Origin of the sequence: Kitasatospora sp. GAS204B, from assembly GCF_029892155.1 — a bacterium.
Classification (GTDB): Bacteria; Actinomycetota; Actinomycetes; order Streptomycetales; family Streptomycetaceae; genus Kitasatospora.
The window spans coordinates 91,379-111,484 of the sequence record NZ_JARZAG010000009.1 but is presented as its reverse complement, the minus strand read 5'-3'; the positions used below and the strand labels follow the sequence as shown (position 1 = coordinate 111,484).

At 73.4% G+C, this 20,106-nt stretch carries 15 protein-coding genes and 3 tRNA genes; 8 read left to right on the top strand and 10 right to left on the bottom strand.

Features of this window, described 5'->3' with window-relative positions:
• Positions 1–125 precede the first annotated feature (125 nt).
• Both P3T41_RS14830 and P3T41_RS14825 read right to left on the bottom strand, forming a co-directional pair.
• Entirely contained in the window at positions 126–1,433 is a 1,308-nt protein-coding gene (locus P3T41_RS14830) for an MFS transporter (protein ID WP_280690295.1), read from the bottom strand.
• A complete protein-coding gene (locus P3T41_RS14825) occupies positions 1,430–2,026 on the bottom strand; it encodes a helix-turn-helix domain-containing protein (RefSeq protein WP_280690294.1) in 597 nt (198 codons plus the stop codon). The genes P3T41_RS14830 and P3T41_RS14825 overlap by 4 nt, the downstream gene beginning before the upstream one ends.
• Positions 2,027–2,212: 186 nt before the next feature.
• Between P3T41_RS14825 and P3T41_RS14820 the strand changes: the two genes are divergently transcribed.
• The 3 genes from P3T41_RS14820 (at position 2,213) to P3T41_RS14810 (ending at position 6,560) form a co-directional block, all read left to right on the top strand.
• The gene (locus P3T41_RS14820; protein WP_280690429.1) at positions 2,213–3,490 is read left to right on the top strand and encodes a deoxyguanosinetriphosphate triphosphohydrolase; all 1,278 of its coding nucleotides are present in this window, start codon (positions 2,213–2,215) and stop codon (positions 3,488–3,490) included.
• A gap of 9 nt (positions 3,491–3,499) precedes the next feature.
• On the top strand, positions 3,500–5,404 hold the full coding sequence (gene dnaG / locus P3T41_RS14815; protein WP_280690293.1) for a DNA primase: 1,905 nt from the start codon (positions 3,500–3,502) through the stop codon (positions 5,402–5,404).
• A gap of 82 nt (positions 5,405–5,486) precedes the next feature.
• On the top strand, positions 5,487–6,560 hold the full coding sequence (locus P3T41_RS14810) for an RNA polymerase sigma factor (RefSeq protein ID WP_280690292.1): 1,074 nt from the start codon (positions 5,487–5,489) through the stop codon (positions 6,558–6,560).
• 28 nt (positions 6,561–6,588) lie between these two features.
• Here P3T41_RS14810 and P3T41_RS14805 read toward each other — a convergent pair whose 3' ends face one another.
• The 3 genes from P3T41_RS14805 to P3T41_RS14795 all read right to left on the bottom strand — a co-directional run bounded on the left by P3T41_RS14805 (position 6,589) and on the right by P3T41_RS14795 (position 9,956).
• Positions 6,589–7,995: a glutamate decarboxylase gene (locus P3T41_RS14805; RefSeq protein ID WP_280690291.1), complete on the bottom strand. Its 1,407-nt coding sequence runs from the start codon at positions 7,993–7,995 to the stop codon at positions 6,589–6,591.
• 38 nt (positions 7,996–8,033) lie between these two features.
• Positions 8,034–9,470 (bottom strand): FGGY family carbohydrate kinase, encoded by a 1,437-nt coding sequence (locus tag P3T41_RS14800; RefSeq protein ID WP_280690290.1) that lies wholly within the window; start codon positions 9,468–9,470, stop codon positions 8,034–8,036.
• 192 nt (positions 9,471–9,662) lie between these two features.
• Entirely contained in the window at positions 9,663–9,956 is a 294-nt protein-coding gene (locus P3T41_RS14795) for a hypothetical protein (protein WP_280690289.1), read from the bottom strand.
• A 242-nt stretch (positions 9,957–10,198) separates the two neighbouring features.
• Here P3T41_RS14795 and P3T41_RS14790 point away from each other — a divergent pair.
• Both P3T41_RS14790 and P3T41_RS14785 read left to right on the top strand, forming a co-directional pair.
• Positions 10,199–10,271 (top strand) — tRNA-Asn (locus P3T41_RS14790).
• Between the two features lie 50 nt (positions 10,272–10,321).
• Positions 10,322–10,394: transfer RNA gene (locus P3T41_RS14785), tRNA-Asn, on the top strand.
• A gap of 94 nt (positions 10,395–10,488) precedes the next feature.
• Here P3T41_RS14785 and P3T41_RS14780 read toward each other — a convergent pair.
• Both P3T41_RS14780 and P3T41_RS14775 read right to left on the bottom strand, forming a co-directional pair.
• Positions 10,489–11,247, bottom strand: a complete 759-nt coding sequence (locus P3T41_RS14780; RefSeq protein ID WP_280690288.1) for a trypsin-like peptidase domain-containing protein — start codon at positions 11,245–11,247, stop codon at positions 10,489–10,491.
• A gap of 111 nt (positions 11,248–11,358) precedes the next feature.
• Positions 11,359–12,219: a hypothetical protein gene (locus P3T41_RS14775; RefSeq protein WP_280690287.1), complete on the bottom strand. Its 861-nt coding sequence runs from the start codon at positions 12,217–12,219 to the stop codon at positions 11,359–11,361.
• A gap of 251 nt (positions 12,220–12,470) precedes the next feature.
• On the opposite strand from P3T41_RS14775, the gene P3T41_RS14770 reads away from it, so the two are divergent.
• Positions 12,471–12,544, top strand: a tRNA-Ile gene (locus P3T41_RS14770).
• 202 nt (positions 12,545–12,746) lie between these two features.
• Here the strand turns inward: P3T41_RS14770 and P3T41_RS14765 are convergent.
• The 3 genes from P3T41_RS14765 to P3T41_RS14755 all read right to left on the bottom strand — a co-directional run bounded on the left by P3T41_RS14765 (position 12,747) and on the right by P3T41_RS14755 (position 16,820).
• On the bottom strand, positions 12,747–13,037 hold the full coding sequence (locus P3T41_RS14765) for a hypothetical protein (protein WP_280690286.1): 291 nt from the start codon (positions 13,035–13,037) through the stop codon (positions 12,747–12,749).
• A 33-nt stretch (positions 13,038–13,070) separates the two neighbouring features.
• Positions 13,071–14,666 (bottom strand): LCP family protein, encoded by a 1,596-nt coding sequence (locus P3T41_RS14760; protein ID WP_280690285.1) that lies wholly within the window; start codon positions 14,664–14,666, stop codon positions 13,071–13,073.
• Positions 14,667–14,861: 195 nt separating this feature from the next.
• Positions 14,862–16,820 (bottom strand): FtsW/RodA/SpoVE family cell cycle protein, encoded by a 1,959-nt coding sequence (locus P3T41_RS14755; protein WP_348533655.1) that lies wholly within the window; start codon positions 16,818–16,820, stop codon positions 14,862–14,864.
• Positions 16,821–16,998: 178 nt separating this feature from the next.
• Here P3T41_RS14755 and P3T41_RS14750 point away from each other — a divergent pair, with 178 nt between their 5' ends.
• On the top strand, positions 16,999–17,376 hold the full coding sequence (locus P3T41_RS14750) for a metalloregulator ArsR/SmtB family transcription factor (RefSeq protein WP_280690284.1): 378 nt from the start codon (positions 16,999–17,001) through the stop codon (positions 17,374–17,376).
• Positions 17,369–20,089 (top strand): HAD-IC family P-type ATPase, encoded by a 2,721-nt coding sequence (locus P3T41_RS14745; protein WP_280690283.1) that lies wholly within the window; start codon positions 17,369–17,371, stop codon positions 20,087–20,089. The genes P3T41_RS14750 and P3T41_RS14745 overlap by 8 nt, the downstream gene beginning before the upstream one ends.
• Positions 20,090–20,106: the final 17 nt, after the last annotated feature.

The window sequence follows — 20,106 nt, the reverse complement described above, 5'->3', positions numbered from 1 at the left end:
ATCGCAGGCGTTCGCCGAGTCCGGTGCCCCGGCACCGGTCCAGCCCGTCCAGCGCGAGGGGCGGGCCCAGAGCGGGAGTTCGGGTGCCCCCGCGCAGCCGGTCGAGGGCCGCCAGGGCCGGTGGTTCAGGAGGCCGCGGCCCGCGCGACGGACCCGGTGGGCAGGTCGCGGTAGCGGCGCAGCGGCGAGAACCAGAGGATCAGCGCCGCCAGCGGCAGCGCCGCGCAGGTCAGCCACATCGCGGGCAGGACACCGAGTCCGCCGGCCAGAGCACCGCCGAGCAGGGCGCCGAGCGGGATCAGGCTGTAGTTGAGGAACGCGCTGCTGACGCTGATCCGACCGAGCAGTTCGGCGGGGACGTAGCCCTGGGTGAAGGTGGCGCGCAGCACGTTGCCCGCCACCACGCCGCCCGACACGGCGGCCCCGCCGACCAGGTAGCAGAGCACGCCGGCGCCGTTGCCGGTCAGCGGGATGAGCAGGACCAGCGAGGGCAGCCCGAGCAGGAAGAGCAGCATCGCGCGGGCCGTGCCGATCGCCGCGCCGACCCGGCGGGCCACCAGGGCGCCCAGCACGCCGCCGACGCTCGCGGCGCCGATCAGGGTGCCGAGCGCGCTCGCCGGCAGGTGGGCGCGGTTCAGCAGGAAGACCACCTGGATCGACTGGTAGGCGGTCAGCGCCAGGTTGGCGGTGGCGCCGTAGAGCAGGAAGCTGCGCAGCCAGCGGTCCCGGACGACGATCCGCAGGCCCTCGCCGACCTCGGCGAGCAGGGTCCGCCGCTCGCGCTCGACCGCCGGGGGCAACTGCTCGCGCTGCTTGATCGAGGCGGTGCAGAGCAGCGAGACCGCGAAGGTCAGGGTGTTCGCCAGCAGGCTGTCGACCGCGCCGAAGAGCTGCGCGAGGGTGCCGCCCGAGCCCAGGCCGACGATCTGGGCGGCCGAGGCGCTGCCCTGCAGCTTGGCGTTTCCCTCGGCGCGGTCGGGTTCGGTCACCAGACTGGGCAGGTAGGCGGTGTAGGCGGTCTGGAAGAAGACGGTGCTGGTGCCCGCGAGGAGTGCCACGACCAGCAGTTGGAGGTAGCTCAACAGGCCGAGTGCGGCGGTGATCGGGATGGTCAGGTAGAGCAGCAGCGAGGCGGCGGCGGAGGCCAGCATCACGGCCCGGCGGCTCATCCGGTCCACCCAGGCGCCGACCGGCAGGCCGATCAGCAGCCAGGGGAGCCAGGTGGCGGCGGGCAGCGTGCTGACCAGGAAGGCGCCGGCGTGCAGGCGGGTGACGGCGATCAGCGGTAACGCGAGGCCGGTCACCGAGGCGCCGTACTTGCCGGCCACCTCGCCGACGAAGAGCAGCCGGAAGTCGCGGTGGCGGCGCAGCAGGCTGCGGCGCGGCTCGGCCTGGGCGGTGGACGGGGCAGCGGGGGCGGTCGAAAGCTTCACTCGGACTCCTCGGCGGGCAGCGGCAGTACGGGCAGGACCTGGAGCTGGATCAGGACGGGCTGCGCCTCGGCGGGCACCGGCGCCTCGGGATCGGGGACGTGCCGCTGGATCACCGCCATCAGCTCGGCGCCGAGCGCCCGGAGCTGATCCGGCGTCATCCGCACGTCGCCCCAGTCGGACATGTTCCCGGCGCCGACCCAGTCGCCGGTGGGGCGCACGGCGAGCGCCCGGGCGGCCCGCTGGAAGGTCCGCTCCAGGTAGTGCCGGCGGTAGACGTCCATCGCCTCGCGGGTCTGCAGGTCCTCCTGCAGCTCGCCGGTGTTGAGCACCAGGGTGCGGTCCTTGCGCCGCCACCAGCGCTCGCGCTTGGTGCCGCGCCCCTCCTCCTCCTCGATGTAGCCGTGCTCGGCGAGGTGGCGCAGGTGCCAGCTGACCGTCCCGGTGTTCTCGCCGAGTTGCTCGGCGAGCCGAGCCGAGGTGCTCGGGCCGTGGTCGCCGAGCAGGTCCAGGATCCGCATCCGCAGCGGGTGGGCCAGCGCCCGCAGGCTGCGCGGATCGACGGTCCGGGAGGAGGGAGGGTGCTCGTTGCTCATGCGGAGGACTCTAACGTGCAGAGGACTCTCTGCATAGGGAACTCTGCAGAGAATTCTCTGCAACATCGCCATGCGCGCTGCGCCCGAACCGTCATGGCGGCGGCGTACGGTGACTGCTATATGAGCGACGATCGATACGATGTGCCCCAATACGACGTCCCCCAATACGACGTGCCCCGCTACGACATGCCCTGCTACGACGAGGCCGCCCAGACCCGCTGGGTGCCCGAGCCCGACAAGCGGCCGGGGCGCACCGCCTTCCAGCGCGACCGCGCCCGCGTGCTGCACTCCGCCGCACTGCGCCGGCTGGCCGGCACCACCCAGGTGGTCGCCCCCATGCGCAGCGACTTCCCCCGCACCCGGCTCACCCACTCGCTCGAATGCGCCCAGGTGGGGCGGGAGTTGGGTGCCGCGCTGGGTTGCGACCCGGATCTGGTGGAGACCGCCTGCCTGGCCCACGACATCGGCCACCCGCCGTTCGGCCACACCGGCGAGCAGGCGTTGGACCAGGCCGCCGAGGCCTGCGGCGGCTTCGAGGGCAACGCCCAGTCGCTGCGCATCCTGACCAGGCTGGAGCCCAAGCGCTTCGCCCCGTCGGACGAGGCGCCCGCCCGGCTGGCCCCGTGGCCGGGGCGCAGCGTGGGCCTCAACCTGACCCGGGCCGCGCTGGACGCCGCCACCAAGTACCCCTGGGCGCGCGGCGGCCACCCCAGCGAACCGAAGTCCGCCAAGTTCGGCGTCTACGGCGACGACCTGCCGGTCTTCCGCTGGCTCCGGCAGGGCACCCCGCAGGGCCGCAAGTGCTTCGAGGCCACCGTGATGGACTGGTCCGACGACGTCGCCTACTCCACCCACGACGTCGAGGACGGCCTGTACGCGGGGCACATCCACCCGGCCGCGCTGCGTAGCCCGAGCGAGCGGGCCGAGCTGTTCAAGGTCGCCGAACGGTACGCACCGCTGGCCGAGCCCGAGGAGTTCGGCGCGGCCCTGGACCGGCTGCAGGCCCAGGAGTGGTGGCCCGGCGGCTACGACGGCTCGCCACGCGACCGGGCCGGCCTCAAGGACCTCACCAGCCAGCTGATCGGCCGGTTCTGCCTGGCCGCCGAGCAGGCCACCCGGGCCCGCTACGGCCCAGGGCCGCTGACCCGGTACGCCGCCGAGCTGGTGGTCCCCACCGAGGTCCGGCTGGAGTGCGCGGTGCTCAAGGCGGTCGCGGTCCGCTATGTGATGCAGCGCGACGAGCAGGCCCAGCTGCGAGCCCGGCAACGGATCGTGATCGCGGAGCTGGCCGAGCTGCTGGCGGCCGGCGACCCGGCCGAGCTGGACCCGGTCTTCGCCGCCCAGTACGCCGAGGCCACTGACGACCGCGCGGCACTGCGGGCGGTGATCGACCAGATCGCCACCCTGACCGACGCCTCGGCGCTGGCCTGGCACGGCCGGTTGGTTTCCGGGTCGAAGCCGTAGACTTCCGGGGTGGCGGGACGGATCAGGGATGAAGATGTGCAGGCGGTGCGCAGCGCGCTGCCCATCGACGTGGTCGTCGGCGATTATGTACAGCTGACCAACGGGGGCGGCGGTCAGCTGAAGGGCGTCTGCCCGTTCCACGACGAGAAGTCCGCCTCCTTCTACGTCAGTCCGAGCAAGGGCGTCTTCCACTGCTTCGGCTGCCAGGAGAGCGGCGACACGATCTCCTTCCTGATGAAGATCGAGCACTTCTCCTTCGCCGAGGCCGTGGAGCGGATGGCCGCCCAGGCCAACATCACGCTCCGCTACGAGGAGGGCGGCTACTCCTCGCGCGGGCAGCAGGGCGAGCGGACCCGGCTGGTCGAGGCGCACAAGGTGGCCGCCGCCTGGTACCGGGAGCAGCTGGAGACGCCCGAGGGCGAGATCGGCCGCGCCTTCCTCGCCGAGCGCGGGTTCGACGCCGAGGCCGCCGCCCACTTCGGCGTCGGCTACGCGCCGGCCGGCTGGGAGCACCTGGTCCGCTACCTGCGCGGCAAGGGCTTCACCGACAAGGAGATCCTCCAGGGCGGCCTGGCCTCGCAGGGCCAGCGCGGTGGGTTGATCGACCGCTTCCGCGGCCGGCTGGTCTGGCCGATCCGGGACGCGGCCGGCGAGGTGGTCGGCTTCGGCGCGCGCCGGCTGCGCGAGGACGACAACGGGCCCAAGTACCTCAACACGCCCGAGACGCCGATCTACAAGAAGTCGCACGTGCTCTACGGCATCGACCTCGCCAAGAAGGAGATCGCCAAGACCGGGCGCGCGGTGGTGGTCGAGGGCTACACGGATGTGATGGCCTGTCACTTGGCCGGTGTCACCACGGCGGTGGCCACCTGCGGCACCGCCTTCGCCGAGGACCACATCAAGATCATTCGTCGGCTGCTGATGGACACCTCCTCCTACCGGGGCGAGACCGTCTTCACCTTCGACGGCGACACGGCCGGCCAGAAGGCCGCACTGCGCGCCTTCGAGGACGACCAGAAGTTCGCCGCCCGCACCTCGATCGCGATCACCCCCGGCGGCATGGACCCCTGCGAACTGCGCCTGGCCCAGGGCGATGACGCGGTGCGCGAGCTGATCTCCAACCCGGTGCCGCTCTTCGAGTTCGCGCTGCGCAGCACCGTCGCCCGGCATCGAGTGGACGCGGCCGAGGGCCGGGCCGCCGCGCTGGAGGAGGCGGCGCCGATCGTCGCCAAGATCAAGGACCCGTCGATCCGGCACGAGTACGCCGTCCAACTCGCGGGCCTGCTCGGCATCCTGGACGAGCAGTTCGTGGTCCGCCGGGTCGGCCAGATCGCCCGCTGGCAGCGCGACTCCCCGCAGCAGGGCCGCTCGGCGCAGCCGCGCCGGATCGAGCCGCAGCAGCAGGCGCCGGTCGCCCGCCCCGCGTTCCGGCTCGATCCGAACGACCGATCCCTGATCGTCGAGCGTGAACTGCTCAAACTGGCGCTGCAAAATCCGGAGTTGGTCAGCCCCGCGTTCGACCAGTACGGCGAGGACGAGTTCCCGACCCCGCCGTACGCGGCGGTCCGCCGGGCCATCGGCAAGGCCGGCGGCACCGGCTACGGCGCCGCCGTGCCGAACTTCATCGACCTGGTCCAGGAGGCCGCCGAGAACGAGCAGGTCCGCTTGCTGGTCACCGAGTTGACGGTCGAGCCGATCCGCACCCGGCGCAAGCCGGACGCCATCTACGCGGGGGACTTCCTGGTCAACCTGCGCCGGGCCGCCGTCAAGCGCCGGGTCGACGAGGTCCGTGCCCAGCTCCAGCGCCTCGGAAACCGGGCCACGGCCGAGCAGTTGGCCCCGGTGCAGCAGGAGCTGTGGGCGCTGCAGCAGTACGACGACAACCTGAAGACCCGCGGCACTGCCGGGCTGTAGCGCCCAGGTGTGGCGTACCCCACACTGAAAGGGTCTCAGTCCCTCGGTGTTCGGGCGTGCGCGCCCGTGGAGGTGGGCCCCTTTGGAGATCGTCAGAGCGCCCGAGGACGCACCGCCCGCCGCGGTGCCGGAGCCTGCCGAGCTCGAGCTGGACGACCCCGGGGCAGTCGACCCCGAAGCGGTCGGCCCCGCGCCCGAGGAACTCGACGCCGCGGCCCCGCTGGTCCTGCTGGACGAGCCGAGCGGACCGGCCGCCGACCTGTTCCGCCAGTACCTGCGCGAGATCGGGCGGATCCGGCTGCTCACCGCCGCCGAGGAGGTGGAGCTGGCCCGGCAGGTCGAGGCGGGCCTCTTCGCCGAGCAGTACCTGAGCGAGCACGGCCTGCCGGAGGACCGGCTGGCGGACGATCTCGACCAGCTGGTGGTGCTCGGCCGGATCGCCAAGCGCCGGCTGATCGAGGCCAACCTGCGCCTGGTGGTCTCGGTCGCCAAGCGCTTCGTCGGCCGCGGGCTGACCATGCTCGACCTGGTCCAGGAGGGCAACCTCGGCCTGATCCGGGCGGTCGAGAAGTTCGACTACACCCGCGGCTACAAGTTCTCCACCTACGCGACCTGGTGGATCCGGCAGGCGATGAGCCGGGCCCTGGCCGACCAGGCCCGCACCATCCGGGTGCCGGTGCACGTGGTGGAGCTGATCAACCGGGTGCTGCGGGTACAGCGCCGACTGCTCCAGGAGCGCGGCAGCGAACCCACCGCGGCCGAGGTCGGGCTGGTCCTGGAGCTGACCGAGACCCGGGTGCGCGAGGTGTTGCGGCTGGCCCAGGAGCCGGTCTCGCTGCACACCCCGATCGGCGCGGAGGAGGACGTGGCGCTCGGCGACCTGATCGAGGACGCCGACGCCGCCTCGCCGGTCGAGAGCGCCGCCTTCCTGCTGCTGCGCGAGCACCTGGAGGCGGTGCTGGCCACCCTCGGCGAGCGCGAGCGCAAGGTGGTCGAACTGCGCTACGGGCTCGCCGACGGGCGGCCGCGCACCCTGGAGGAGATCGGCTCGCTCTTCGGGGTGACCCGGGAGCGGATCCGCCAGATCGAGTCCAAGACCCTGGCCAAGCTGCGCGACCACGCCTTCGCCGACCAGCTGCGCGGCTACCTCGACTGACCGGCAGACTGGCGGAGCTGACGGTGCGTCAGTGGTGGAAGGCGCTCTTCGGCTCGACCCCGCGGTCCTGCAACGGCCCCGGCTGGCCCTGCAGTTCGGGCAGCAGGTGAGTCAGGTCGGAGAGCAGCAGGTCTGCCAGGTCGGTGGTGAAACCGTTGCGGCAGACCACCCGCAGCACCGACAGATCGGTGCGGTTGTCCGGGAAGGTGTAGGCGGGCACCTGCCAGCCGCGCTCGCGCAGCCGCCGGGAGACGTCGAAGACGTCGAAGGCGGTCACGTGGTCGGCCACCGTGAAGGCGAAGACCGGCAGCTGGTCACCCCGGGTGATCAGCCGGAACGCGCCCAACTTCTCGATCCCGGCGGCCAGGTGGCGGGCCACGGTGCGGCAGGACTGCTGCACCGCGCGGTAGCCCTCGCGGCCCAGCCGCAGGAAGGTGTAGTACTGCGCGACCACCTCGGCGCCGGGGCGGGAGAAGTTGAGCGCGAAGGTCGGCATGTCACCGCCCAGGTAGTTGACCTTGAAGACCAGCTCCTGCGGCAGCGCGTCCTGGTCCCGCCACAGCGCCCAGCCGACGCCGGGGTAGACCAGGCCGTACTTGTGGCCCGAGGTGTTGATCGAGGCGACCCGGGGCAGCCGGAAGTCCCAGACCAGCTCGGGATCGAGGAACGGCGCCACCATCGCGCCCGAGGCGCCGTCCACGTGCACCGGGATGTCCAGGCCGGTGCGCTGCTGCAGGTCGTCCAGCGCCGCGCAGATCTCGGCGACCGGCTCGTAGGAGCCGTCGAAGGTGGAGCCCAGCACGGCCACCACGCCGATGGTGTTCTCGTCGCAGAGCGCCAGCGCGGATTCGGCGTCCAGGTGGTACCGCTCACCCTCCATCGGCGCGAGCCGGCACTCCACCTCCCAGAAGTTGGCGAACTTCTCCCAGCAGACCTGGACGTTGGCGCCCATCACGATGTTGGGCCGGGCCCCGGCGTCGTAGCGTGCCTGGTTGCGGCGCATCCAGCGGCGCTTGAGCGCCAGGCCGGCCAGCATGCAGGCCTCGCTGGAGCCGGTGGTGGAGCAGCCCACCGCCTCGTTCGGATCCGGCGCGTGCCACAGGTCGGACAGGATCGCCACGCAGCGCCGCTCCAGCTCGGCGGTCTGCGGGTACTCGTCCTTGTCGATCATGTTCTTGTCGGCGCACTCGAGCATCAACCGGTCCGCCTCGGGCTCCATCTGGGTGGTCACGAAGGTGGCCAGATTGAGCTTGGCGTTGCCGTCCAGCATCAGCTCGTCGTGGATCAGCTGGTAGGCGATCCGCGGCGCCAGCGGCGCGTGGTGCAGCCGGTGCTTGGGCGGGGCCATGCGCATCGCCCCGAGCGGATCGGCCTCACCCAGCAGGGCGTTGACGGTCAGTCGGTGATCCGCGCTCGTGCCGTGGTGCAGCGCCATGCCTCAGAACCCTTCGACGAGAAGCCAGGGCTTCCACGCTAGGCCATCTCGGCGATCTCCGGATGCGTCTGGTCACGGACCACGCCGTACTGTCGGCGAATCGCGGCGCCGAACGGCTGATCCGGGTCGGGTTCGATGGTCTGCACCTCGGGCAGCCGCCACTGCGGCGGCTCGGGCGTGCCGGCCAGTGCCCAGGCGGCCTGCCGGGCCGCACCGCGGGCCGCGTGGTCGCCGGGCGGTGGGATCAGGACGGGGATCCCGAAGATCAGCGGGGCGATCTCGCGCACCGCCGCGAGCCGGCCGACCGTGCCGAGCAGCACCACCCGATTCACCTGCACACCGCGGGCGCGCAGCGCGTCCAGCGCGTCCGCGATGTTGCAGAGCATGCCCTCCACGGCCGCGCGGGCCAGGTGTTCGGGCGTCATCGACTCGGCCCGAAGGCCGGTCAGGGTGCCGGCGGCGTTCGGCAGTTGGGGCGTGCGTTCACCCGCCAGGTAGGGCAGCAGCACCATCCCGTAGGCGCCGGGCGAGGAGCGCAGCGCCAGCTCGCTCAGGCCCTCCAGGTCACGGCCGAGCAGGTTGGCCGTCGAACGCAGCACCTGCGCCGCGTTGAGCGTGCCGACCATCGGCAGGTGGTGTCCGGTGGCGTCGGCGAAGGAGGAGACGATGCCGGTCGGGTCCACCACCGGCTGGTCGTGCACCGCGAAGATGGTCCCGAAGGAGCCGAGCGAGACCACCGCGTCGCCCGGCACCAGGCCCAGCCCCAGCGCGGCGGCCATGTTGTCGCCGGTGCCGGCCGAGATCAGCAGGCCCTCGGGAGTGTGTCCGGCGGGCTCGTTCGGGCCGAGCACCTCGGGCAGCCGCAGCAGTTCGTGCCCGAGCGCCAGCTTGACCAGGTCCTGCCGGTACTCGCCGGTGATCGGCGACCAGTAGCCGGTGCCCGAGGCGTCGCCGCGGTCGGTGGTGCGCCGCTGCGGGTGGCCGAGCAGCTGCCAGACCAGCCAGTCGTGCGGCAGCAGCACCTCGGCGATCCGGCGGGCGTTGGCCGGCTCGAACTCGGCCAGCCAGCGCAGCTTGGCGATGGTGTAGGTGGCGGCGGGCACCGCGCCGATCGCCTCGGTCCAGGCGGCCGGGCCGCCGAGGGCGTCCACCAGCGCGGCCGCGGCGCCCGAGGAGCGCGGGTCGGTCCAGAGCATCGCCGGGCGGACCAGCACCCCGCCCGCGTCCAGCCCGATCATGCTGTGCTGCTGGGCGGCGACCCCGATGGCCCGCACGCCTTCGAGCAGACCGCCGGTGGCCGCCTCGCCCAGCGAGTGCAGCCAGGACTGCGGGTCCGCCTCGGTGGCGCGGCTCTGCGAGGCCTCGGAGGCCGGATGCGGTGCCTTGCCCGAGCGCAGCACGGCCCCGGTGTCCGCGTCACACGCGACGATCCGGGTGCGAAGGGTAGAGCTGTCGATGCCCGCGACGATGGCCATGGGAGAGATCATGCCGCAGGCCGGGCCGCTCGCCCGGTCGCGCGCGGCAAGTGTTGCCCACTCGGTACCGCTGTTACCCACCGGTATCTTTCGGTGCCCACCAGTGACCGGCCTGCCAGTGATCGGCCCGGCTCGGATCGGCCCGGTCGGCGTGAGCGTCGGCGCCGGCGCGGGCCGGCGGGTGGACCGGAACTACGGGCGCACCGTCCCCCAACTGTCGTCCTCGCTCCGCTTGCGGCTCAGGTACGGGACCCGGTCGGAGAGCGCGTGCGGCAGCTTCTCGCCCACCTTCCCGGTGACCGCGTCCACCGCCCGGCCCGCCGCCGAGCCGGCCGAGTCCTTCGCCCGCTGGGTGGCGTCGCGCACCACCGGGTGCTCGGCGACCTTGCGCGCGCCGGCGGCGATCTGCTCGTAACGCTGCCGGCCGGCCCGGGCTCCCAGGACGTAGCCGGCCGCGGCCCCCGCGACGAACGACAGCTTCCACATCTTCGGCCTCCACCCTCTTCATGCGGCGCTTGCCGCGATGCCCTACCCGTCCAGCCGCGCGGCGAACCGCCCGGCGCATCCCTCAGCATCCCCGGCCGGAGCACGCCCGGCGCGTCGGGCGCGCCGAGCGGGGCGGGGCGCGGCGTTGCCCGCCCGGGAAAGCGATTGGCGGACCACCCCCCTGGATGCGCTAATGTATGTCCCGCAGCGAGCACCTGACAGGGTGCGCCGCGACAACTCAATCCCGCATAGCTCAATTGGCAGAGCAGCCGACTGTTAATCGGCAGGTTATTGGTTCGAGTCCAATTGCGGGAGCGCAGGTGAGTGGGCCGGGACCAACCGGCACACGATGCCTGGCACAGTGATCCCCCATAGCTCAATTGGCAGAGCAGCCGACTGTTAATCGGCAGGTTATTGGTTCGAGTCCAATTGGGGGAGCAGGCTTCGACGCCCTCCGGTCCGCCGGGGGGCGTTCGTCGTTCCCGGCGCCGCCCGCCGACCGGCCCGCCCCGGGGGCTCGGGCGGACCGGGCCTACTGCCCGGTGGCCTGCTGGTAGAGCGCGGCGACCCGGTTGTCGAAGGTCACGCTGTAGGAGACGTCCGGGGTGTCGCCGCCCTGCTGGTAGCCGCCGATCACGCCGACCACCGTGTCGTCCTCGGTGAGCCAGGGGCTGCCGCTGGTCCCGTCCGAGAAGCCGCCGCAGTCGAACCGCTCCTGGGTGGCGCTGCGCGCGGTGGTCCGGGTGGTGCAGGTGATCGGCTCCTCGTGGTCGTTCGGGTAGCCCGTGACGGTCACCGCCAGCCCGAAGCCGCGGTTCACCCCGAGCGGGTTGCCGCCCACCACGTCCTCGATCTGCCGGCCGCCGGCCGGGTCGACGGTGAGGAAGGCCACGTCGTACTCGGGGTCGGCGTTGGCGCTCCAGCGGTGGTCGACCACCACCCGGTCCACCGTCCAACTGCCGAGCGGGGCGGCGCCGTCGCGGTAGCCGGGGGCGAAGCTCAGACCGGTGACCGGCGAGCCGTCAGTGGCGGTGACGCAGTGCGCGGCGGTGACCAGCAGGTCGCGTCCGGGGCTGTCCACCACGCTGGCGGTGCAGGAGCGGCTGGCGCCCTGGTCGAACAGCAGCACGCCGACCCGGGCGGAGTGGCTGTCCGGCGGGGCGATGGCGGCGCTCAGCCCTGGCGCCGGGTGCTCGGACCCCTGCGACGAGGCACAGCCCGCGGCGGCCAGCAAACCCGCCATGGCCGTGCCGAGCGCCAGCGCGCCTCGCAGCCGCTGCGGCCCGGCCATCCGGTGTACCTCCAGGTCAGCTCCGGGCGGGGTCGCACCGGACGTCGGCCCCAAGATCTACCAGGCCAGAGCCGCCCGACGCCAGGCTGAATCCGGGGTGAGCCGGGCTGCTCAGCCGGTGGCGCGGTCGTACAGGGCCTGCACGGCGGCGCCGAAGTAGCTGCTGTACGAGACGTCCGGGGTGTCGCCGCCCTGCTGGTAGCCGCCGATCACGCCGACCACCGTCCCGGTCCGGGTGATCGGGTCGAGGTCGGTCACCCACGGGCTGCCGCTGGTGCCGCCGGTGTAGTCGGGGCAGGCGATCCGCAGCTGGGTCGGGCTCTGCTGGGTGGTGGTGTTCACGCAGGTGATCGGCACGTCCGCGCTGCTCGGATAGCCGGTCAGCTTCACCCGCAGCTGGTAGCCCTTGCCGATGCCCAGCTTGTTGGCGCCGAGCACCTGCTGCACCTGCTTGCCGCCCTGCGGCTGGACGACCGCGAAGGCCACGTCCAGGTCGGGGTTGCCGCTCTGCGCCCAGCTCTGGTCCACGGTGATCGCGGCCAGCGGCCAGACCCCGCTGGGGGCGTCCCCGCCGCGGTAGCCGGGGACGAAGACCAGGTCGGCCCGCTGCCCGACGCCCGGGTCGTAGACGCAGTGCGCGGCGGTGATGATCAGGTTCTGGCCGGCGCTGTCCACCACGCTGGCGGTGCAGAAGTGGTCGCCCGAGGCGTCGTTGGTGAAGACCGCGCCGACCAGCCCGTTGAGCGCGGTGGGGGCGGCGGTCCTGGTCGTGCCCTTGTGCCGGTCGAAGGCGCCCAGGAAGCGGTGCCGGTTCCATCCCGAGCCGCTCGCACCGGCGGTGCTCGTCGCACCGGGCGAGGGGGTGAGGAAGAGCGCGCTGCTCGACGGCCCGCCGGAGGAACCGCAGCCGCTCGCCGTGATCGGGACCACCAGCGCGGCCGCCAGACCGAGCGCCACCCTACGCGCCGTCATGCGACTCCCTCCGCAGCCTGCGGGCCGCCCGATCGCCGCCCCGACTTCACCCGGGCGGCAGCGGCCTGACACCTGGCAGCCTACGGGCCCCGGCGGTTCACGGACGGCAGGACCGGGCCCGGGAGCGCACTCGTGGTGCGCACCCGGCGCGCACCACGGCTGATCGACCGGATATGCTGCCCGAGGCGGCCCTGCGGGGCCGTCTGTGCTGCGATGGACCACCACTGTGGTGGTGGTGCCGACGCGGAGTCGGGGCGGTAGCTCAGCCGGTTAGAGCAGGGGACTCATAATCCCTGGGTCGTGGGTTCGAGTCCCACCCGCCCTACTCAAGATCCTGCCGGATCATCAGAGTAATCCTGGCTCTGACCTGCGAGAACACCCCGGTCTCTGCCGCAGATCCTAGAGCAGTCAGCCGGCCTGTGGCCGCGTGCCACGCCGAGATTCACCCGCTCCGGGGACAGCCGGGGACAACCGGAGGCGTCGCGGCGCAGGCGTACCGCCACCGCCACTGCCCACCCACAGCGGCCTCAGCTCAGCCGTTCGGTGAGCCAGTGGGCGCCGCGCAGCAGGGCGGCCCGGCGACGCTGGCGCCGGGAGTTGAACCGGGCCTGCGCCGGGATCCGGCCCGGCGGGGTGGCGGCCAGATCGGCCAACCGGGCGCCGGCCCGGGCCAGTTCGGAGAGCAGTCGACGCCGCCGGGCGGGGTCGGTGCTGTGGATCAGCGCGGCGTGCAGGCCCTCGATCTCGGCGACGGCCGCGGCCAGCCGCAGCGCGTCGGTGTTGGTGGACGCTCGGTCCCCTCGGTCCCCCCGGTACATCGTCAGCGTCGTTCCTCTCGCAGGTCGGACAGGTCAGCCGTAGGTGAGGCCGGCGCAGATGTCGGCGTCGGCAGGGCGGGTGTTCTGGGCGATCCCGCTCGGCACCGCGCCGGGCGAGGGGCCGGGTGACGGGCCGTGCGACGGTGCGTCGGCCGTTGGTGCGCCGGTCGCGCTCGCCGTCGCCGTCCCCGTCGGTTCGGCCGAGGCGACGGCGGTGGCGTAGTCGGTGCCGAGCGTGAGGGTCAGTGCGGTGCTCTCGGTGTCGGCGCGGACGTCGGCGCCGGGGAAGTACCGGGCGAGTTGTTCGGCATCGGCCTGCCTGCCCGGCGGGTAGCCGATGCTGGTGACGGCGTGGTCGATCCCGCCCAACCCCGCCGTGACGTCCTGGTATCCCTTCGCCAGCAGGTCGTGGGCGGCCCGGACGGCCAGGCCCACGGTGGCGGTGCCGTTCTGCACCGTGATCGGCACCGTCGGATCGGCGGGCCGGACCGGGCTCACGGCGCTGGGGGTGGCGACCTGACGGGTGCTCCGGCCATCCAGTGTGCGGTCCTGGCGCAGCAGCGTCCACAGCGTATCCGCGTCGGGGTGGACCAGGGAGACCCGGTCGCCGGCGTACTGCCACGGCACGGTCACGAAGTTGATGTCGCGCAACGTGATGGTGTGCAGCGACTGGGCGAACGAGGCCAGCTTCATCGCGGTGCCCAGGCCGGCGTCCACGGTGAGCGCCCTGGTCGCCGCGTCGGCCAGCGGGAGCAGCGTGGTCAGGTTGAACCCCTGGCTCTGCACCTTCTGGATCAGCGCGGAGAGGAAGGCCTGCTGACGCTTCATCCGGCCGATGTCCGAACCGTCCCCGATCCCGTGCCGCGCCCGCACGAAGGCCAACGCCTGTGCCCCGGCGACGGTCTGACGCCCCTTCCGGAGCCGGATGCCGAACCCGTCCACGTCGTTCGGCACGCAGACCGGGACGCCGCCGATCGCCGTGGTGATGGCGGCGAAGCCCTTGAAGTCCACCACGATGGTGTGGTCGACCCGCAGGCCGGTCAGCGCCTCCACGGTGTTCTGTGCGCAGGCCGGGTTGCCGCCCGGGTAACCGCCGATGGCGAAGGCGGAGTTGAACATCTCGCCGTGCTGCTCGACGGTCCACCTGCCGCTGGGCAGCAGGCAGGGCGGGATGTCCACCAGCGCGTCGCGCGGGATCGAGACCCCGACGGCGTGCCGGTGGTCGGCGTAGACGTGCAGCAGGATCGCGGTGTCCGAGTTGCCCGGGCCGATGTCGCCGCCGGCCAGGTCCTCGTTGCCTGCCGCCCGGCTGTCCGAGCCCAGCAGCAGGACGTTGACCGGCGTCGACCCCGAACCGTCGCCCGGTCCGGCCGGTGGGCGGCTGGCGGAGATCCCGCTGCTGTCGAAGATGCTGAGGTTGCCGTTGAGGTGCTCGTAGAAGAGAAAGCCGGCGCCGGCCGTGGTCAGCACCAGCGAGGCGGCGGTCAGTCCGGCGATCCGCGCGACACGGCGGCGGCGCGAGCGCGGCGCGGAGCGGCCCGGGCCTAAGCTGAGGTGCTCCCGCACCCGCCGACCGCCTGGGGCGGAGCGGGCGCGCTGTCTGCCGAGGCGGTCCTCGGGTTCGGTCATCAGGCGTTCTCCGGGTCGCCGGGAGCCGGGCTGGCTGCTCGATAGGACGGCTCGGTCGGGTGACCGGTTGCACAGTTGCGCAATCTAGCAAGTATTGGCCATACTGCCCAGCTTGGCAACGCCGCCAGAAGGGTGGGCGGCGGCGGCCGGGTGGTGGACCCCCGGCCGCCGGCCGATCGCGACGGTGACCGACCGTCAGAAGGTGGGCGCCGCCGGGCCGTCCGGATCGGTGCGCGGCGGGTACTGCGGCGCGGAACCGGAGAGGTACTCGGGCTGACCGCCCGTCTGGTAGCCCGGGATCGGCGGCGGGACCATGGCCTGACCGCCCGTCGGGTAGCCGCTCTGGGCGGGGTAGGCGCCTTGCGGAGGGTAGCCGCCCTGGGGAGGGTATCCGCCTTGGACCGGGTAGCCGCTCTGGGCGGGCGGTGCACCGAAGCCACCGCCCGGGTAGCCGGGTGCGGCTGGGGGGAAGCCGCCGGAGGGCTGCTCCGCCGTGCCGCCGGGCAGGGGCGTCGCGGGCCCGCCGGTCGGGCCGGTGCCGGTCGGGTCGGTGGGGTTCGCGGTCGGCAGCGCGGGCTGCGTCCCGGTGCCGACCGGCTGCGCGCCGCCGCCGGGCGTCCCGGTCGCCGTCCCGTGCACGGTCGGGGCCCCGTACGGCACCGGCGTGCCGTTCGAGGCCCCGGGGCCCTGCTGGCCCGGCAGCGAGGCTCCCGCCTCGCCGGCGTTGTCGAGGGCCGGCTTCGGCGGCGCGATGGTGCCCGTCGGCTCCGGCTCCGGCTCCAGCTCGGTGCGCCCGGCCGCGTCGCTCAGCTTGATCAGCAGCGCGGTGAGCAGCCAGTTCGCCAGTGTCGTGGAGCCACCGGCGGCCAGGAAGGGCAGTTCCTTGCCGGTCAGCGGGATCAGCCCGGTGACACCGCCGACCACCACGAAGACCTGCAGCGCCACCACGCTCGACAGGCCGGCGGCCAGCAGCTTGCCGAACGGGTCGGTCAGGGTCAGCGCCGTCTTCAGGCCGCGCTGGAAGAAGATCACGTAGACCAGCAGCACCGCCGTCACCCCGGCCAGGCCCAGCTCCTCGCCGACCGTGGTGAAGATGAAGTCGCTGCGCCCGGCGAAGCCGATCAGCCACGGGTGGCCCTGGCCGAGCCCGGTGCCCAGGATGTGCCCGCTGCCGAAGCTGAACAGCGCCTGCGCCTGCTGGGTCGAGGTGCCCGGTGGGGGCGAGCCGTTCGGGAGCAGCTTGAAGGCGCCCATCGGGTTCAGCCAGGCCTCGACCCGGCCGTGCACGTGCGGTTCCAGGGTGCCCACCACGGCCGCGCCGCCGACCGCCAGGATCACCCCGATCACCACCCAGCTGGTGCGTTCGGTGGCCACGTAGAGCATCACGATGAAGACGCCGAAGAAGATCAGCGAGGTGCCCAGGTCGCGTTCGAAGATCAGCACCAGCAGGCTGATCACCCAGATCGCCAGCACCGGCGCCGCGTTGCGGCCGCGCGGCAGGCTCAGGCCCCAGACCTTGCGGCCGACCAGGGCCAGCGCGTCCCGGCTGACCATCAGGTAGCCGGCGAAGAAGATGCAGATCGCGATCTTGACGAACTCGTCCGGCTCGACGGTGATGCCCGGCAGGTGGATCCACCGCTTGGCGCCGTAGTCGGCGTCGGACGAGCCGAAGGCCGGCGCGATCAGCAGCACCAGGGCGCCGACCATCAGGATGTAGAGGTAGCGCTGGAAGAACCGGTGGTGCTTGATGACGGCGATCAGGGCGAGCGCGACCGGCAGCGCGATGAAGAGCCACTGCACCTGGGCCGGCGCCGAGGGGAAGCGTTGGAAGGAGGCCGAGTACGCGATCGCGTAGGACTCGTCGAGCCGGTTGAGCAGCACCAGGCCGAAGCCGCTGAGCAGCACCGCACAGGGCAGGATCAACGGGTCGGCGTACCGCGCGAAGCGCCGCATCACCAGGTTCGCGGCGATGATCAGCGCACCGAACGCCACCCCGTAGACCAGCAGGCCCGGGGGGAGCTTGTTGTTCATCGCCTCGTCGGCGTCGATGTAGGCGGCGAGGCAGACCACGTACGCGAAGCCGAGCAGTGCCAGCTCGATGTTGCGACGCCGGTCGGCTCCCCGCTGGCCCTCGGTCCGCTGGCTGCCTATCACACGAACTCCCCACCGGCGTGGCACTCTGGACCGCCGAATTCTCGCACGTCCTGAGCATTCCCCGGCCCACCGGCCGGCTCAGGCCCACGGCCGGGGGAGCGCGGGGGTGATCCCGTGGCGCCCCGAGGCGGCGCGGTTAGACTGAGCGCCTTCGCGAACAGGGAGAGGGCGGTCCAGGATGACGGGCGTCAGCGGGGCCGACGATCCGTCCCCCGAACTGCTGCAGCAGGCGGCGGCCTCCTTCGGACTGCTCGCCTCCACCATGCGGCTGCACATCGTCTGGGTGCTCAGCCAGGGCGAGGCCGATGTGGGCACGCTGGCCGAGCGGGTCGGCGGCACGCTGCAGGCGGTCAGCCAGCACCTGGCCAAGCTCAAGCTGGCCGGCATGGTCTCCAACCGTCGCGAGGGCCGGCGCCAGGTCTACGGCGTCGACGACTCGCAGGTGGCGACGCTGGTGCGGCTGATGGTCGAGAAGCTCGACCCGGGCGAGGGGGCGGCCGGACCGGCCGGCGCGGCGGGCGGCGACCTGCTCCACTTCCGGAGCAGCGGTGCCTGAGCGCGGGGCGCGCCTGCTGCCGCTGCCAGGTGGCCGAGCCGTCCGCGCACCGGCCGCCGGCCCCGCCACCGAGCCGGACCCGGTGGACCCGGCCCGGCTGAGCCGGCTCGAAGCGCTGCGCGCGGTGCGCGCGACCCCGCGCGGCCTCACCGAGTCCGAGGCCGAGGCCCGGATCGCCGAATGCGGCGAGAACATCGTGCTGCCGCTGCCCGAGCCGGGCCCCCTCCGTCGCCTGCGCACCGCGTTCGGCGACCCCTTCACCGCGCTGCTCGCGGGCCTGACGGTGATCTGCGCGCTGAGCGGCTCCTGGGGCAGCGCGGCGATAGTCGCGATCCTGGTGCTGGGTGCCGGCCTGCTGCGGCTGCGGGGCGAGCGCCGCTCGGCCGCCGCGCTGCGCGCGTTGCGGGCGCTGGCGCCGAGCACCGCGACGGTGCTGCGCCGGGCGGGGCAGAGCGACCTGCCGATCGCCCGGGAGGTCCCGGCCGAGCAACTGGTCCCCGGTGACGTGGTCAGACTGGCGGGCGGCGACGCCGTCCCGGCCGACCTGCGGCTGCTGCGGGCCGAGGGGCTGACGGTGGATCAGTCGGCGCTCACCGGGGAGAGCACCCCGGTGTCGCGCGCGGCCCTGGACCTGCCGCCCACCGCACCACCCGGCGGACCCTTCGACGAGCCGCAGCTCTGCTTCGCGGGCAGCACGGTGATCACCGGCGGCGCCACCGCCGTGGTGCTGGCCACCGGCGCCGCCACCCGGTTCGGCGCCGCGCACGCGCCGGGCCCGCTGAGCGCAGTGGTTCCTGGTCCGGGGGGCCGCTCGGTGGTCGAGCGCGGGGTGCGTCGCGCGGTGCTGACACTGATCGTCTTCATGCTCGCGGTGGTCCCGCTGACCATCGGCACCGACGCCCTGCTGCACGGCTGGAGCAGCGCCCTGCTGCCGTTCGCGGTGGCCGCGGCGGTCGGGCTCACCCCGGAGCTGCTGCCGCTGGTGGTCAGCACGGTGCTGGCCAGCGGTGGCCACCGGCTGGCCAAGGCCGGGATGCCGGTGCGCGCGCTGCCGGCGGTCAGCGAGCTGGGGGCCCTCGACCTGCTCTGCCTGGACAAGACCGGCACGCTGACCACCGGCGAGCTGGTGGTGGCCGGAGCGCTGGACCCGTTCGGCCGCCCGGACCAGGAGCCGCTGCGCTGGGCGGGCTTGGTCGGCGAGGCCGGGCTGCTGGACGACGACCCCGGGCTGCTCGACCCGCTGGACGAGGCACTGCTGACCGCCGCGGACGCCGCCGGGCTGCTGACCGACCCGCTGCCCACGGTGGTCGAGGTGATCCCCTTCGACCCGGTGCGCCGCCGCTCGGGCGCGGTGTTGCGCGGGCCGGGCAGCGGGCGGGTGCTGGTGGTCAAGGGCGCACCGGAGGCGGTGCTGGAGCGCTGCGACACGCTGGCCGGGGGCGCCGCGCTGGACCGGGCGGCGCGCGCGGCGCTGGCCCGGCTGGTCGAGGAGCGGGCCGGGCAGGGGCTGCGGCTGATCGCGGTGGCCCGGGCGGAGCGCGAGCCGCGGCTCGGCCCCCACCGGGCGCAGGACGAGGAGGGGCTGACCCTGCTCGGCTTCGTCGAGCTGCTCGACGAGCCGGAGGACTCCGCCGAGGCGGCGCTGGCCGTGCTGCGTCGCTCCGGCATCGCGCTCACCGTGCTGACCGGAGACCACCCGCGCACCGCGCTGCGGTTGGCGCAGCGGCTGGGCCTGACCCCGGGGCGGGTGCTGCTCGGCGCGGAGCTGGCCGCGCTCGACCCCGGGAGCATCGCGGCGGCCGGCGCCGCGGGCGCGGTCTTCGCCCGCTGCACCCCCGAGCAGAAGGCGCAGGTGGTGCGGGCGCTACGGGCGGCCGGGCAGTGCGTCGGCTTCCTCGGCGACGGGGTGAACGACGTCCCCGCGCTGCGGGCCGCCGACGTCGGGATCGCCACCGCGGGCGCGGTCGGCGCGGCCCGGGAATGGGCGGACCTGCTGCTCGGCGAACGCGACCTGACCCGGCTCGGCCGGGCCGTCGCGGTGGGTCGGGAGGCCACCGCCCGGGTCGGGGCGTACCTGCGGATCGCGCTCTCCTGCAACCTGGGCAACGTGCTCTCGATGCTGGCCGGCGGGGTGCTGCTGCCCTTCCTGCCGATGCAGCCGGCCCAGGTGCTGCTGCAGAACCTCTGCTTCGACGCCGCGCAGCTCTCCTTCGCGGTCAGCGGTCGCTCGGCCGGACTCGGCGGCCGCCCGGCCCGGCTGCGCTGGGGCGCGCTGGCCGGGTTCGCGGTCGGCTTCGGGCTGCTCAACTCGTTCTCGGACATCGCGATGTTCGAGGCGATGCGCCAGGTGACCCACGGTTTCACGGCGCCGAACTCGGCGGCGATGTTCCACACCGCCTGGTTCACCGAGAACCTGGTCACCCAGGCGATGGCGTTGCCGGTGCTGTACCGGCTGAGCCGCCCCCGGCTGCGGCCGCCGCGCCCGGTCTGGTGGGCGGCGGGCCTGCTCGCACTGGTCGGCCTGCTGCTGCCGCCGAGCGCGCTGGGCGAGCGGCTCGGCTTCGAGGAGCTGCCACCGGCCGCCTACGGCTCGCTGGCGCTGGTGGTGGCCGGCTACGCGGCGCTGCTCGGCGTCGGGCGCTGGCTCTGGTGGCGGTTCAGCGAACGCGCCGAGCGGCGGGCGGCCCCAGCGGCGGTACCGGCGCGCGCGTAGCGGTCGGCGCGCGCGTC